15 protein-coding genes are annotated in these 14,137 nt (G+C 60.6%); 6 read left to right on the top strand and 9 right to left on the bottom strand.

Translation table 11 applies throughout. The features are described 5' to 3' along the window. The coding region (locus ACFPTO_RS03215; protein ID WP_377709415.1) for a hypothetical protein at positions 1-170 on the bottom strand (170 nt) is incomplete at its 3' end. A 16-nt stretch (positions 171-186) separates the two neighbouring features. Beyond that, the gene (hutH, locus tag ACFPTO_RS03210) at positions 187-1,722 is read right to left on the bottom strand and encodes a histidine ammonia-lyase (RefSeq protein ID WP_377709395.1); all 1,536 of its coding nucleotides are present in this window, start codon (positions 1,720-1,722) and stop codon (positions 187-189) included. Between the two features lie 237 nt (positions 1,723-1,959). Between hutH and ACFPTO_RS03205 the strand changes: the two genes are divergently transcribed. From ACFPTO_RS03205 to ACFPTO_RS03190, 4 genes are all read left to right on the top strand, one after another. Next, entirely contained in the window at positions 1,960-2,718 is a 759-nt protein-coding gene (locus ACFPTO_RS03205; RefSeq protein ID WP_377709394.1) for an ABC transporter substrate-binding protein, read from the top strand. Between the two features lie 117 nt (positions 2,719-2,835). Beyond that, the gene (locus tag ACFPTO_RS03200) at positions 2,836-3,525 is read left to right on the top strand and encodes an ABC transporter permease (protein ID WP_377709393.1); all 690 of its coding nucleotides are present in this window, start codon (positions 2,836-2,838) and stop codon (positions 3,523-3,525) included. Continuing rightward, entirely contained in the window at positions 3,522-4,235 is a 714-nt protein-coding gene (locus tag ACFPTO_RS03195; protein ID WP_377709392.1) for an ABC transporter permease, read from the top strand. The genes ACFPTO_RS03200 and ACFPTO_RS03195 overlap by 4 nt, the downstream gene beginning before the upstream one ends. A 31-nt stretch (positions 4,236-4,266) precedes the next feature. Then, entirely contained in the window at positions 4,267-5,034 is a 768-nt protein-coding gene (locus ACFPTO_RS03190; protein WP_377709390.1) for an ABC transporter ATP-binding protein, read from the top strand. 126 nt (positions 5,035-5,160) lie between these two features. On the opposite strand, the gene ACFPTO_RS03185 is transcribed toward ACFPTO_RS03190, so the two are convergent. Next, positions 5,161-5,406, bottom strand: a complete 246-nt coding sequence (locus ACFPTO_RS03185; RefSeq protein WP_377709389.1) for a hypothetical protein — start codon at positions 5,404-5,406, stop codon at positions 5,161-5,163. A 350-nt stretch (positions 5,407-5,756) separates the two neighbouring features. Then, the gene (locus ACFPTO_RS03180) at positions 5,757-6,986 is read right to left on the bottom strand and encodes a porin (RefSeq protein WP_377709387.1); all 1,230 of its coding nucleotides are present in this window, start codon (positions 6,984-6,986) and stop codon (positions 5,757-5,759) included. Positions 6,987-7,359: 373 nt separating this feature from the next. Between ACFPTO_RS03180 and ACFPTO_RS03175 the strand changes: the two genes are divergently transcribed. Next, on the top strand, positions 7,360-7,698 hold the full coding sequence (locus tag ACFPTO_RS03175) for a nucleotide-binding protein (protein WP_377709385.1): 339 nt from the start codon (positions 7,360-7,362) through the stop codon (positions 7,696-7,698). On the opposite strand, the gene ACFPTO_RS03170 is transcribed toward ACFPTO_RS03175, so the two are convergent. The 4 genes from ACFPTO_RS03170 to ACFPTO_RS03155 all read right to left on the bottom strand — a co-directional run bounded on the left by ACFPTO_RS03170 (position 7,622) and on the right by ACFPTO_RS03155 (position 10,841). After that, complete coding sequence (locus ACFPTO_RS03170; protein ID WP_377709384.1) at positions 7,622-8,308, bottom strand: glycine zipper 2TM domain-containing protein; 687 nt, start codon at positions 8,306-8,308, stop codon at positions 7,622-7,624. The two genes, ACFPTO_RS03175 and ACFPTO_RS03170, sit on opposite strands and share 77 nt — an antisense overlap. Before the next feature lie 341 nt (positions 8,309-8,649). Beyond that, a complete protein-coding gene (locus ACFPTO_RS03165) occupies positions 8,650-8,790 on the bottom strand; it encodes a hypothetical protein (RefSeq protein WP_377709383.1) in 141 nt (46 codons plus the stop codon). Positions 8,791-9,358: 568 nt separating this feature from the next. After that, the gene (locus ACFPTO_RS03160) at positions 9,359-10,606 is read right to left on the bottom strand and encodes a type II toxin-antitoxin system HipA family toxin (RefSeq protein WP_377709382.1); all 1,248 of its coding nucleotides are present in this window, start codon (positions 10,604-10,606) and stop codon (positions 9,359-9,361) included. Then, a complete protein-coding gene (locus ACFPTO_RS03155) occupies positions 10,599-10,841 on the bottom strand; it encodes an XRE family transcriptional regulator (RefSeq protein ID WP_377709381.1) in 243 nt (80 codons plus the stop codon). The genes ACFPTO_RS03160 and ACFPTO_RS03155 overlap by 8 nt, the downstream gene beginning before the upstream one ends. A gap of 657 nt (positions 10,842-11,498) precedes the next feature. Between ACFPTO_RS03155 and ACFPTO_RS03150 the strand changes: the two genes are divergently transcribed. Next, complete coding sequence (locus ACFPTO_RS03150) at positions 11,499-11,885, top strand: hypothetical protein (RefSeq protein WP_377709380.1); 387 nt, start codon at positions 11,499-11,501, stop codon at positions 11,883-11,885. 548 nt (positions 11,886-12,433) lie between these two features. Here ACFPTO_RS03150 and guaA read toward each other — a convergent pair. Beyond that, positions 12,434-14,017: a glutamine-hydrolyzing GMP synthase gene (gene guaA, locus ACFPTO_RS03145; protein ID WP_377709379.1), complete on the bottom strand. Its 1,584-nt coding sequence runs from the start codon at positions 14,015-14,017 to the stop codon at positions 12,434-12,436. Positions 14,018-14,137 lie beyond the last annotated feature (120 nt).

Below are 14,137 nucleotides of genomic sequence, written 5' to 3'. Positions count from 1 at the left end.
TACACGACAAGCGCGTGCGGATGCTCGGCGACTTCCGGGTCCAGATTATTCTGGATCATGCGATAAGCGGCTTCCGCAAGCCAGGTCTTGCAGACCTTTTCGCTGCCACGCGGTGCGCGGATCGTACGGGTCGGATCGAGGCGGGGATCAGTGAAGCTGGGATGGTTCATAAAGCCCTCGGAATGGTTATTGTTCGGATGCAAACTTGAACGGACTGTGGCTGGCAATCGTGCCGTTCTGCACGAGTTGCGTGACGGCTGCGATATCGGGCGCGAAATAGCGGTCCAGGTCGTAGTGCGGCACTTCGCTGCGTACCGACTGCATCACTTTTTGCAGCGCCGGGCTGGTGGCGTGCGGCGCCCGCAGGTCCACGCCCTGCGCGGCGGCGAGCAGTTCGATGGCGAGGATGTTGGCCGTGTTACCGGCGATGTCGGCGAGCTTGCGCGCGGCGAAGGTCGCCATCGACACGTGGTCTTCCTGGTTCGCCGAGGTCGGCAGCGAATCCACCGAAGCCGGATGCGCCAGCGTCTTGTTCTCCGAGGCGAGCGCCGCCGCCGTCACGTGCGCGATCATGAAGCCCGAGTTCACGCCACCGTCCTTCACGAGGAAAGGCGGCAGACCCGAGAGCGTCGCATCGATCAGAAGTGCTATGCGGCGCTCTGCCAGCGCGCCGATTTCGGCGGCGGCCAGCGCGAGGTTGTCGGCCGCGAAGGCCACCGGCTCGGCGTGGAAGTTGCCGCCCGAGATGACTTCCTTCGTGTCCGGGAAAATCAGCGGATTGTCCGAAACCGCATTGGCTTCGATAAGCAGCACTTGCGCTGCATGGCGCATCTGGTCGAGGCACGCGCCCATCACCTGCGGCTGGCAGCGCAGCGAGTACGGATCCTGAACCTTGCCGCAGTCGCGGTGCGAGAGGTTGATCGACGAGCCGTCGAGCAGTTCGCGGTAGGACGCTGCCGCGTCGATCTGGCCTTGATGCCCGCGCAGCGCGTGAATGCGCGCGTCGAACGGCTTCACCGAACCCGCCGCCGCATCGACGCACAGCGCGCCCGAAACGAGCGCCGTGCGGTACAGGTCCTCGATGGCGAACAGGTTGTAGAGCGCAAGCGCGGTGGACGCCTGCGTGCCGTTCAGGAGCGCGAGGCCTTCCTTCGCCTGCAGCGCGATCGGCTTGAGACCGGCGAGACGCAGCCCGTCGGCCGCACTCACGCGCTCGCCCTTCGCAAACACTTCGCCGATGCCAAGCAGCACCGCCGACATGTGCGCGAGCGGCGCGAGGTCGCCCGAGGCGCCCACCGAGCCCTTCACGGGAATCAGCGGCAGCACGTCGGCGTTAAAGAGCGTGATGAGCGCGTTCATCACCTCACGACGAATGCCCGAATGGCCGCGGCCGAGACTCGAGAGTTTCAGCGCCATCAGGAGGCGCACGACCGGACGCGCCATCGGCTCGCCCACGCCCACGGCATGCGAGAGCACCAGATTGCGCTGCAGCAGTTCGAGCTGATCGGTCGGGATATGCGTGCTGGCGAGACGACCGAAGCCCGTGTTGATGCCGTAGGCGGGTTCGCCCTTGGCCGTGATTTCGGCGACGGCGCGCGCGCCTGCGTCGATCGCCGCGAAGCTCGCGGTATCGAGTTCGAGCTTGACGCTGCTGCTGTCCGATGCGCGCGCGATCTGGCGCAACTGGGATAGGGTCAGATAGCCGGGAGTCAGGGTAATCATCGCAGTAGAAGTTGTCTGGACAAGGAGATATCAGGTTATAGCATTCATGTTGTCTATACAAGTTAACCGCACTCCACGTATACCCTCTCCCGCCCCGCCTAACGCCGGAATGGCGGGGCCCTTTAATTAAGGTGCAGCCAGCCCCCTAGTGATAACCCCGATTGCCGATCACCCGATGGAATCATTAATTTGTATAGACAACTTACCCCCTTGCAGCATACCCCCGATGGAGATGTCATGAAGAAACTTGCCCTGTGTGTCGCACTCACCTTTGCGGTCGGTGGCGCTTACGCGAAAGACTGGTCCACCATCCGTTTCGGCACGGACGCCAGCTATGCACCGTTCGAGTCGAAAGCACCCGATGGCAAGCTGGTCGGCTTCGACATCGACCTCGGCAACGAGATCTGCAAGCGCCTCGACGCGAAGTGCGTGTGGGTCGAGCAGGACTTCGACGGCATGATCCCGGGCCTGAAGGCCAAGAAGTTCGACGGCGCGCTCTCCGCGCTCACAGTCACCCCGCAACGCGAGCAGCAGATCGCCTTCTCCGCGAAGCTCTTCAACACCCCCACCCGCCTTGTCGCGAAGAAGGGCTCGCCCCTGCTGCCGACGGTCCAGTCGCTCAAGGGCAAATCGGTGGGCGTCGAACAGGGCTCGACCCAGGAAACCTACGCCAAGCAGAACTGGGCGACAAAGGGCGTCAACGTCATCACCTACCAGAACCAGGACCAGGTCTATCTGGACCTGAAGTCGGGCCGTCTGGACGCCGCGCTGCAGGACGAAGTACAAGCCGACCTCGGCTTCCTGAAAACGCCGCGCGGCGCGGGCTTCGCATTCGCCGGTCCGGAATTGCCCACGGGCGCGGCCGCCATCGGATTGCGAAAGGATGATGACGACCTCAAGTCGAAGATCGACAAGGCGATTGCCGACATGATCAAGGACGGCACGTACAAGAAGATCGAATCGAGGTATTTCGACTTCGACGTGTACGGCGGCTAGGCGCGACTCACTACGCGTCGCTCACCGCGCTCCCGTCTTCACCCGCATCAATTGCTTTGCATGGCACGGGCCGCGTCGACGCGCGGCCCGTGCCATGCCATCGAAGGAAGTACGATCATGTTTTTTCAAGGTTTCGGCCCGCTGCTCCTCGCGGGCACGTGGGAAACCGTCAAGCTCGCGGTGCTTTCGCTGGCCGCGTCCTTTCTGCTGGGCCTCGCCGGCGCTGCTGCGAAGCTCTCGCCCAACCGCGCGATTTCGCGCCTCGGCACCCTCTACACCACACTGATACGCGCGGTACCCGACCTCGTGCTGATGCTGCTGCTCTTCTACAGCATCCAGATCTGGCTGAACCACCTGACCGACGCAATGGGCATGGACCAGATCGACATCGACCCGTTCGTGGCCGGCGTCATCACCCTCGGCTTCATCTACGGTGCGTACTTCACCGAGACGTTCCGCGGCGCGTTTCTCGCCGTGCCGCGTGGCCAGATCGAGGCCGGTTTCGCGTACGGAATGACCGCCTCGCGCGTATTCACGCGCATCCTGTTCCCCCAGATGATGCGTTTCGCGCTGCCGGGCATCGGCAATAACTGGCAGGTACTCGTGAAAGCGACCGCGCTCGTCTCGATCATCGGTCTCGCCGACGTGGTGAAAGCCTCGCAGGACGCTGGCAAGGCCACCCAGCAATTCTTTTTCTTCACGCTCGTGACCGGCGCGATCTATCTCGTCATCACCACCGTTTCCAACCTGGTATTGCACCGCCTCGAAAAACGTTACTCGACTGGTGTGCGGAGGGCCGCGTTGTGATCCAGCTCATTCAGGAATACTGGCCGAACTACCTGTACAGCGACGGCTTCAACTATAGCGGTCTCGTCATCACGCTCTGGCTGCTGGTCATCTCGATCGTGCTGGGCTTCGCGCTTGCGGTGCCGCTCGCCATCGCGCGCGCTTCGCGCAACCCGTGGATTTCTCGACCCGTCTGGCTCTACACCTACGTGTTTCGCGGCACGCCGCTCTATGTCCAGCTGCTGCTCTTCTACACGGGCATCTACAGCCTGCACTATGTCCATACGCACGCACTGCTCGGCGAATTCTTCCGCAGCGCGATGAATTGCACGCTGCTCGCGTTCGCACTCAACGAATGCGCCTACGCCACGGAAATTTTCGCGGGCGCGATCAGGGAAACCGCGTACGGCGAGATCGAGGCAGCGCTTGCCTATGGCATGCCGAAGACCAGGCTCTATATGCGCATCATCCTGCCCTCGGCATTGCGCCGCGCGCTGCCCGCGTACAGCAACGAAGTGATCCTGATGCTGCACGCCACGACGCTGGCGTTTACCGCGACCGTGCCCGACATTCTGAAAGTGGCACGCGACGTGAACTCCGCCACCTATATGACCTTCCATGCATACGGCATAGCGGCCGTGCTTTACGCAACCATCGTCTTCGCTCTGATCTGGGCCTTCCGCCGCATGGAAACCCGGATGCTGGCTTACCTGAAACCGCAAGGGCACTGAACGCGTTCAGCGCGCTGATGGAGTATTGAGAATGTACAAGCTGATTGTGGACGACCTGCACAAGAAGTTCGGCGAAAACGAAGTATTGAAAGGCGTATCGCTCAAGGCGAAACCCGGCGACGTGATCAGCCTGATCGGCTCCAGCGGATCGGGCAAGAGCACGTTCCTGCGTTGCATCAACTTCCTCGAATCGCCCGGCTCGGGCCGCATCACCGTGAACGGCGAGGAGATCCGCACGAGCCACGACCGCACCGGTTCGCTGCGCGTGAGCGACCCGAAGCAGTTGCGCGCAATGCGCACGCGCCTCTCGATGGTGTTCCAGCATTTCAACCTGTGGGCGCACATGACCGTGCTCCAGAACATCATCGAGGCACCCGTGAGCGTGCTGGGGTTGAGCCGCAGCGAAGCCGAAGCGCGTGCGCGCAAATACCTGGCCAAGGTCGGTCTCGCGAATGGCGTCGAGCACAAGTATCCGTCGCATCTCTCGGGCGGCCAGCAGCAGCGCGTGGCGATCGCCCGCGCGCTGGCCATGGAGCCCGAGGTGATGTTGTTCGACGAGCCCACCTCCGCGCTCGACCCCGAACTCGTCGGCGAGGTGCTGCGCGTGATGCAGGCACTCGCGGAGGAAGGCCGTACGATGATCGTCGTTACGCACGAAATGGGCTTCGCGCGCAATGTGTCGAATCACGTCGTCTTCCTGCACAAGGGCAAGATCGAAGAGCAAGGCGATCCCAAGGAAGTGCTCAATACGCCGCGCAGCGAACGGTTGCAGCAGTTCCTCTCTGGGCGCCTGAAATAAGATGCGAACCCGCGTCGCGGGTGCCATCGGCGTCAGGTCTTAACGTGCGGTGGGCTGTCCGGTGAATACGGCAATCGCCAGGTCGGGCGCCTCCGGCTGAGTCTTGTCCGGGAGGCGTAGTGACCGTCAATCATCGTCATCCTCGTTGTCGCCTCGATGACGCCAGCCGTGATGCCAGCCATGGTCATGCCAGTGGCGACGGTAGCGATATTCCTCGTCGTAGTACGGACCGTAGTAGACAGGCGCCGGCCCGTATACAACAGGCGGCGATTCGTACACAACGGGCGGCGGCGTTTCAATCACCGGCCCCGGAAAGCCGAAGAACACGCCGACATCGGCATGCGCAAACGCGCTGGCAGAAAGGCACGCCACAGCGCATCCGATGGCACCGGACAATAGAACTCGCCTCATGCTTCTTTCACTCCCTTTACAGCAATTCCGGCGACCGTCCAATCAGTCGATCCAATAGCATCGTACGTCGCACAGGCCGCGCCAGTGATACCGCGCTGTCGCTCGTGTAACAATCGGTAACGTCGCATGATTCGAGTCGGCTTTGGTGCGATCGAGACGCTTTTCGCCGAACGAGAGTTTCCACGCTGGTTATCCGCAGCCTCACAGCTCTATGACGGTTACGCCCGCGTTATCCTTTCCGGCCAGAATCAGAATTAGCTGACCGGCCTCTCATGGTGGAGACGCAGAGTGTGTACCGCTCGTGGCCATGATCAGAACTGGTGTTTGAAGCCGACGGCGGCGACCACCTGTTCATTGCCCGGGGACGGATCCAGGGTGGAGATACTGGGGGCGAACGCCCCGTTGCCGTTCGCGCCGCCGACCCGTTGGTAGATGCCCACGAGATAGATGTCCGTACGCTGCGAAAGCAGATAGTCAGCCTGAGTCATCACTGAGTTCCAGTGCGGCCTGGCCGACGTGAAGCCCTTTGACGCGCCGCCAAAGCCGCCGGTCGTGTACGTGTACGCCGCGCCAACGCTCAAGTCCGGCCGGATGAAATAACGGCCGTTGATTTCAAAGTTGTCGAACTTGACGCAGCGACCGCCGAGTGCGCCGGTGGTCGTGCTACCGGCTTGCCAAATGCCCGTCACATCGTAGGTGATCGAATGGGTCCATACGAGACCTAGCGAAGCGTTAGCAACCTTATACTGCGCACCGGCGCCAAAGATCTGCTGACGAGCGCCCGTGGTCAGCTGATCGGCATCGCGCGTGCTCGCCGCACCGGACGCATTGGCCAGCGCGGGCTGCGCCGGACGGTTGACCTGCAGGTACGCACCACCGAAATTGAACGGGCCGTAAGAATAACTAGCGCCGAAACTGTAAGCGCTATTGTTTGCAAAGGCGCCTGCCGCCCCCGAGAAGGCATACATCGCGCCGGTCTTGAAGCCGTTGAACGAGACGCTGCTGAACTTCACCGAGTTGTTCAGGCGCATTTCGTGTTTCAAGTTATCGTTGTCGAACACGTGCGATGCAAGTTTGCCGGCAAATTCCGAACTGGTCGCGCTCAACGGTGCAACGTAGTCGGTCAGAAAATCGTATTGACGGCCAAGCGTCAGCGTGCCGTACTGGCTCGCGCGAAGACCGATCCACGCCTGCCGGCCGAACAGATCGCCGCCGTTCCTGAAAGCGCCCGTGCCGACATTGAAGCCGTTTTCAAGCCAAAAAACGGCGCTCAGGCCGCCACCGAGATCTTCGTTGCCACGCAAGCCCCAGCGTGACGTGCGTATGTTTCCGTCTTGCATCGACCACAGGCTGGCTCCCGGCGACGTCGCGCGCGACGGGGTCCTGCGTGCAGTGTTCTGATAGACGATCCCCGTATCAATCAGGCCGTACAGCGTTACGCTGCTTTGAGCATGCGCCACTCCAGTCACAAGGATCGCCACAGCGGCGGCACGCGTCTTCATATTCACCCGTTCCTTTTCTGTTTCAGTATCTGCTGCCATCGTTCGAAGAGCCAGACTATCGTGTTTCGGCGGCGTGTCCAAATATGAAAAAGCGCAAAAATTATTCTGGTCCCTTGGATTGCATTGTTATAAAAATGCAAAGAACGCGCGGCGGTGGTGAAACGTCCTCCCGGGTCGAGTCCCGCTCATGTACTGTCGTACGGCAGTGACGGTCGGTCCAATCCCTCATTGGCGCAACTTGAACTTCCGCCTACCTGCGCCCCGTGGAGGTACGCCAGTGACTATCCGAGCTTGCCGACGAGCGGCACTGCCCCTGCGCAATTACCAGTTCGGCTGTGACGGGAATTCGTAATCAGTTATCCATAAGGATAATGAATGTCTTTACACTCAATCACTCAACTCATTTGAGGTAATGCTCATAAGCGTTTTGATCGCTGCGGAGAAGTGCGGCGTAGGCAAGTCCACGATCGCCCGTGATCTGGCCGTCCACCTGGCATATCACAGCATTGATGTCGTGCTCGTCGATACCAATGGGCAGGCGATACGCGCTCGATTCGTTGAGCGTCGCGACGGTGTCAAACGCAATCCCAACTTGATACAGCGCAGATATCCATTCATACGCTCGACCTTCCCCCTCGTCTTTGTCCGGCATCGCTCCCGACTGCCAGAGATCATCACGACGCGTTCAACGTATCACCGTCGACGTGAACCCGCTCGCCGACGACCAGCTGAGGCGGCGTCGAATAGGTGAAGCTCCGGTAACTGCCATCCGCCATTCGCACCTGGACCTGGTAGGTGGTGGATCTACGCACCTCATGTTCGATGCCGTTACCCGCGAGCCCGCCGCCAATGGCTCCTGCGATCGTGGCGAGCGTGCGGCCACGCCCCTGACCAATCTGATTGCCGAGTAGCCCGCCAGCGACGGCTCCGCCCACAGCACCGATGCCGGTCGTCGGCTCAGGCGTCTGAATCGGACTAATGGAGACTATTGAGCCTGAGTTCGGATCCACAGCCGCCTGCCTCAGCGCCGTGGATTCAGTTGTACCTCGATAGGTACTGGCATTTGCATGGCGGGGAGCCGACGCAGTCTGGGCGACATGGAAATGACGGACTCGCTCCTGCCGCGCCAACTCTTGCGTGACAGAAGGCTGATGGACATCCGGGCCCACAACGCGCGGCACCGCGGTATCGACTTGTGCAGTTGTGGGGGCCGTACTCGCGTGTGTGGTCGGCAGCACTCCCGTCATGGCGGCAATGCCGGTAGCGCTCGCAAGGATCACAGCGACGGCCGCACCCGCGACCAGCGGATGAATTCTGGCACGCGGCGACACATTGGGGCCCAGGTTCGGGTTTGTGTTCATATGCAAGCTCCAGTGAGGTGTGGCGATGGCGACTCGTATTCGTGCAGCCTGCATCCTCAACGACATTAAGGCCGACACCGATTACGGAGCACGTGTGACTTTTGCAAGCAAATGTTGCACAACCGGACTTTTAGCGACGCCGGTCTGCATGGGGCAACGCATGAGCACACGGCAGTCGTCGGCAGACGTTGCCGGTCGTCATGCGAATCCGGACGAGCGGGCAAGTGGAGTCGGCCCTGTGATACCGGACACAGCTTCAGCAGTCCATGCACGCGCATGACGCGATAGATGCGCTTCGCGTTAAACGGCAACAGATCCCTACTCGGCTTGAATTTGTCTCTTTAGGTGCTCGCCATGTCCCAGAGCAGTGATCGGTGCAGGATCAGGCCATGCCATTGCTTGTACGAAAAGTCCTCCAGATCGGTGTACTTCTTGAGATCAAAGCCTTCGAGGTGCTTGTCGCCGATAAGTGGATTGCTCATCGTTGCAGGGCTACAGATGGCGGTGAGTGAAAACGCGGCGCGGTTGGAAGCCGTGAGCTGCCCGTAAATGTTCAGTGGCCGACGACGACACTGTCTCCTGGGTGTTTGGCCCATCGTCAGCGTCGCCCGCGCAGCCGAGATCACACAACAACGCAAAACGGCCTGGCAATCGCCAAGCCGTTTCTTGTCCAAATCCGGTCCAAATCTGAGCCTGGACGGTGGACGAACTGAACCAGGAACCCGGTTACGAACTATCGCAACGTCAACTAATGCACCTCGGCGAGAGTCGATTAAATCCCGGATTTAGCGGGGATTTTTACTCCCACTCGATTGTCAATCTCGTCGCTCGGGCCTTTGGGGACGGTGTTTCCGCCTGGTCATGCGGCGTCGATACCGTCAGCAATGCAGAAAATCATGCCCGGTAGTTGATGGCTGTTATCGGAACGCACCGGACATCAATGCTCGTTTTGTTTGAAGGATCGCGAACACTGGCCGCCCCAAGGTGATTTGTGACTGCAATACCGTCGCCGATACCGTCAGCATCTTTAGAACGCGGTCCTCGATACCGTCACAGCCGCAATGCGGCGCCAAGATCGTCGTGCTCGAAGGCACTGGCCATACGTGCCATCTCTGCGCGTGCGCAACCAACTTCCTGAGCAACCGCTTGCCACGTCCGGGTCACGTCGGCCACCGCCCGGATCGTGGTCCGAGCCTGTTTCAGCGACAAGCCGAAAAACTCTGCCGCATTTTCAAGGAGGCCGACCGAACACGTGCCCTCGTCGAGATCTATGTTAGTCGTGAGGATGCGCGCCTTGACGTCGGTTGGCGTGGGATTGAGGTCGTAGGCCGGTGACAACACCCAGCCGTCGCGGCCCGCCCAAAGGAAACCGTGATTGCGCAAATGGTCATCGACATTGGAAACCAGAACATTGAAGGTCACACGGCGATACAACTGTGCGGCATCGGCCCGCGCCTTCGCACCGTGTTGTGTGAGTGCATCAACCAGTTCAGGATAGCTGCCGCGTTGGCCGTCGCGCGATCCCGTCATCGACATGGCCGAGAGAAAGGGAATACGAACGCTTCCCTTCCGGTCGAAGCGACGCGACAACAGCACAGGCTTGCCCGCTACCTGGAGCAGTTCATGATGCGGGGTGGAAATGCCGGCGCGTTCAGCCAATCGCAGGGCGATTTCCTCCCACGTTTCGATGCTGTATTCGTCGGTCTCCTTCGGGAATTTGGCTATCGACAAATGACCGTACTGGTCGATGACCGAGGCCTTGGGACGTGCGCCACCGAGTGACGATCCAGGCGCGAAGATCAGTTGCAAATCCTCATCGGTTTCCTCGTCGCGCAGGATGCGCTCGGTGATTTGCAGCAGCCGCCCTAATTCGATCAGCACGGGGACACCAGCGGGCACGGATGCCTGGAATTCATCTTCTCCGCTCCAGCGAAATCGCAGCGCACCCAGGCGCGTTTCGTCAGCTACGCCCAGCAGATAATCCAGTTCACCAAGCGTCCGGATTCGCCGACCATCCCGTTCGGCCTGTCGACGCTCCGCGCGCTGCATGAGTCGGCGCCCCCACGTATCGGGCGCCGAATCGCCGATCGAACCAAAGATGGGTTGATCGGGCAACGGTGGAAAAACGCCGCGCGTCAACGCCAGTGCCGGCTCGATCGAAAAGCGCTCGTCGTCGGCCAGCCACGTCTCGTCATATTCGAACGTGACCGTTTCCTCCCGACGCGATGCATGGCGTCTGAGCAACCCTACCGGTCGCAGCGTGCCATCGAGATCGATGTATACCTCGACATCAGCCATGATCGCCCCTCCCTCCGCCGCCACGAGGCAACCGGATGCGCTGAGGCAATGCGGCGGTTGCCAGCGACTGCCCCACTGCATCCCGGGCGACGTCGGCAACCTCCAGTAGTCCATCCAAAAGCCCAAGCGCCTGTAGCACGGCCGCGTAGATGCCGATGCTCACGCTGGGATCGCCCGCCTCGACGCGCTGCAAAGTCGCTCTCGACGTAAAGGCCCGCTCGGCGATCACTGCCATGGTCAGCCGTCGGCGACGGCGTGCGTCGTGAATATCGGCGCCTAATTTGCGTAGCGCGCGCCGGACGCCGGCGGAGGGAGCGTGAGGGGTCGGCATTTTGCCACCTTCATAAGTCTTTACACCAGTTAAGGTATCACGAAGTTAGCATTTTCCCCAACACACCTGAATTGGCTGGACAGCTTGACGTCGTACGGACATGGAACGCGCTCACCGCGAGCGAGTTTCCTTAAAACCATGACCTTACGTGCAACGGGCGGCCGAGCCGTAGTTGCCCGCGCCCTCACGAAGGCGCAGGCATGTCCGCCGATGCTTCGTCGGCCGCCTTTGCGCTGCAAACACTGCTTGCGCTAACGGCGGGAGGGAATGGTCCGCCCGCCCGAACGGCGAATGAGTCTCGTTGACCCGTTGCTGCCGGTCGCCGTCGTGCGACCCCGGTGACGCATTTCGGGGGTACAGCAGCCACTCGCGGGACAAATTTGCGTGCAGCAATGGACGCGGTAGCGCTGGAAGATGTGCGCGCGATAGAGTTGCACTTAAGTTACAAATCTGTAAATCGATAGGATAATTCCCCTCCACCCTGCTCGCAGTTGGTGGAGGGCAATCCTGACGACTTGCGATCAATCTGGAGTTTCTTGTGTAACAAGGAGATTTTGGTTTATGGCAGAGCGAAAACGCGGAACGATTCTCTATTCCGACTCGGATATTTACGACTGGTTGGCCGATCAGAAAGGGGCTAATCACCTTCTCGACAAGTTCGGTCTTGAGTTTGAGCGGCGAGTCCTGCTGGGCGACCGAGCAACTGCGCGGATGTCTATTTCTTACGTCTCTCCGCACACAGAGGGGAAGTGGGCTGGTAAGGAGCGGCGCTATAGCTGTGGGACGTTTCCGACTGACTCGATCGAAGGTGCGCATCGCCAGATTGAAAATATGGACGCGCTGCTGGCGAAGGGCATCGACCCGAACGATGAGCTGGATGGGGGCCGTCCGAGAGTGGGCGACGGAATGGGTCCGGAGGGGAGGAACGGCGGCGGCTCTGGTGAATGATATCGTCCGGGATGTATGACCGCTTGCTGTTGTGGAGCGGTCATGTGAACGTCCGAACGCCGCATCCGAGGAAGGTCGTGTCATGGCCGCTATCTGCCCGATGTCTATTGACGTAGGCTCGATCTGACATGGCGTCTGGCTTGCGAAGATCAAGGTGCGAGCAAATCAACTCTCAATAAGCTATGTCATCCTAATTTATGATCCGACGACAATCCGGCGCCGTGGTCAGAAGCCAGCTCCCGTAAAACCAGCTACTGACACGTCGGTGTCCCGGCAATCAAGCCACTGTCGCACGGTTCAAGATACCGCCACATATACCGTGAACGCCGCTGACGGTATTGGGCAGATCTCTTGCGTACCCCCCCCCCCGTATACCGTCAGAAATACCGTCGAATTGGGCCCTCTGCAACTCCGCACGACGCCGATTGAAATGAAAAAATCCCCATATGGTTCAATAGGTTAGAAATCAACCTGGCAATCTATAATCAAGCACACGTTATTTACCAGTCGACGCAACCAGTTGATTCCGCAGAGGATTTTTTCACCCCTCACTCCCACTCAATCGTCGCGGGCGGTTTCCCCGAAATGTCGTACACGACACGGTTAATCCCGCGCACTTCATTGATAATCCGGTTCGACACATGCCCGAGCAAATCATGCGGCAGATGCGCCCAGTGCGCCGTCATGAAGTCCTGCGTCTGCACGGCGCGCAGCGCAACGACATACTCATAGGTGCGGCCGTCGCCCATCACGCCGACGCTCTTCACCGGCAGGAACACCGCAAACGCCTGGCTCGTCAGGTCGTACCACGACTTGCCCGTTTCACGATCGATGGTGTTGCGCAGCGACTCGATAAAGATCGCATCGGCGCGGCGCAGCAGATCGGCGAACTCGCGTTTCACTTCGCCGAGAATCCGCACGCCGAGGCCAGGGCCCGGGAACGGATGGCGATACACCATCTCGGGCGGCAGGCCGAGCTTCACGCCCAGTTCGCGCACTTCGTCCTTGAAGAGTTCGCGCAACGGCTCGAGCAGCTTGAGGTTCAGCGTCTCCGGCAGGCCGCCGACGTTGTGGTGGCTCTTGATCGTATGCGTGGCCTTCTTGCCCTTGCCCGCCGATTCGATCACGTCCGGATAGATCGTGCCCTGCGCGAGCCACTTCGCGTCGGTGAGCTTGCCCGCTTCGGCCTGGAATACTTCGACGAATTCCGCGCCGATGATCTTGCGCTTCGCTTCGGGATCGGTCACGCCCGCGAGCTTCGTGAGGAACGCCTCGCTCGCATCGACGTGGATCACCTTCACGCCGAGGTTCTCGGCGAAGGTCGCCATGACCTGTTCGGCTTCATTCAGGCGCAACAGGCCGTGATCGACAAACACGCAGGTCAGCTGGTCGCCGATCGCGCGATGCAGGAGCGCGGCCGCCACCGACGAATCCACGCCGCCCGAGAGACCCAGAATGACGTGCTCGTCGCCGACCTGCTTGCGGATCGACTCGACGGCTTCGTCGATGTAGTGCCCCATTTCCCAGTCGGCCTTCGCCTTGCAAATGCCGAGCACGAAGCGTTCGATCATCGCGCGGCCCTTCAGGGTGTGCGTGACTTCCGGATGCCATTGCAGGCCGTAGAAGTGGCGTGCCTCGTCGGCCATCGCCGCAATCGGGCACGATTCGGTCGACGCCATCAGCTTGAAGCCTTCAGGCATTTCGGTGACCTTGTCGCCGTGGCTCATCCAGACCTTGAGCATGCCGTGGCCTTCAGACGTCTCGAAGTCCGAAATCCCTTCGAGCAGGCTCGTGTGGTTGCGCGCACGCACTTCGGCATAGCCGAATTCGCGCACGTGGCCGACATCGACCTTGCCGCCGAGTTGCTCGGCCATCATCTGCATGCCGTAGCAAATGCCGAGCACCGGTACGCCGAGTTCGAACACGACTTGCGGCGCACGCGGCGTGTCGGAAGTCGTGACCGAGTTCGGGCCGCCCGAGAGGATGATGCCTTTCGGTGCGAATTCGCGGATGAATGCTTCGTCCACGTCGTACGGGTGGACTTCCGAGAAGACGTGCGCCTCGCGCACGCGTCGCGCGATGAGCTGGGTGACTTGCGAACCGAAGTCGAGAATCAGGATTTTGTCGTGCATGGCTGCGGACTAGACCTAAGAAAGAACGGATACGGAACGCCGCGCAAGCTGCACGGCGTGAATTCTGGATGCGGTTGTGTGGTGCTCTTCGTCGTGCTTTTCCGCGCGCCACGGTTCGGA

This window comes from Paraburkholderia denitrificans (genome assembly GCF_042655705.1).
In the GTDB taxonomy this organism is placed as follows: domain Bacteria; phylum Pseudomonadota; class Gammaproteobacteria; order Burkholderiales; family Burkholderiaceae; genus Paraburkholderia; species Paraburkholderia denitrificans.
Note: the sequence above shows the minus strand (reverse complement) of the source record. Positions and strands in the feature narration are given on the sequence as shown.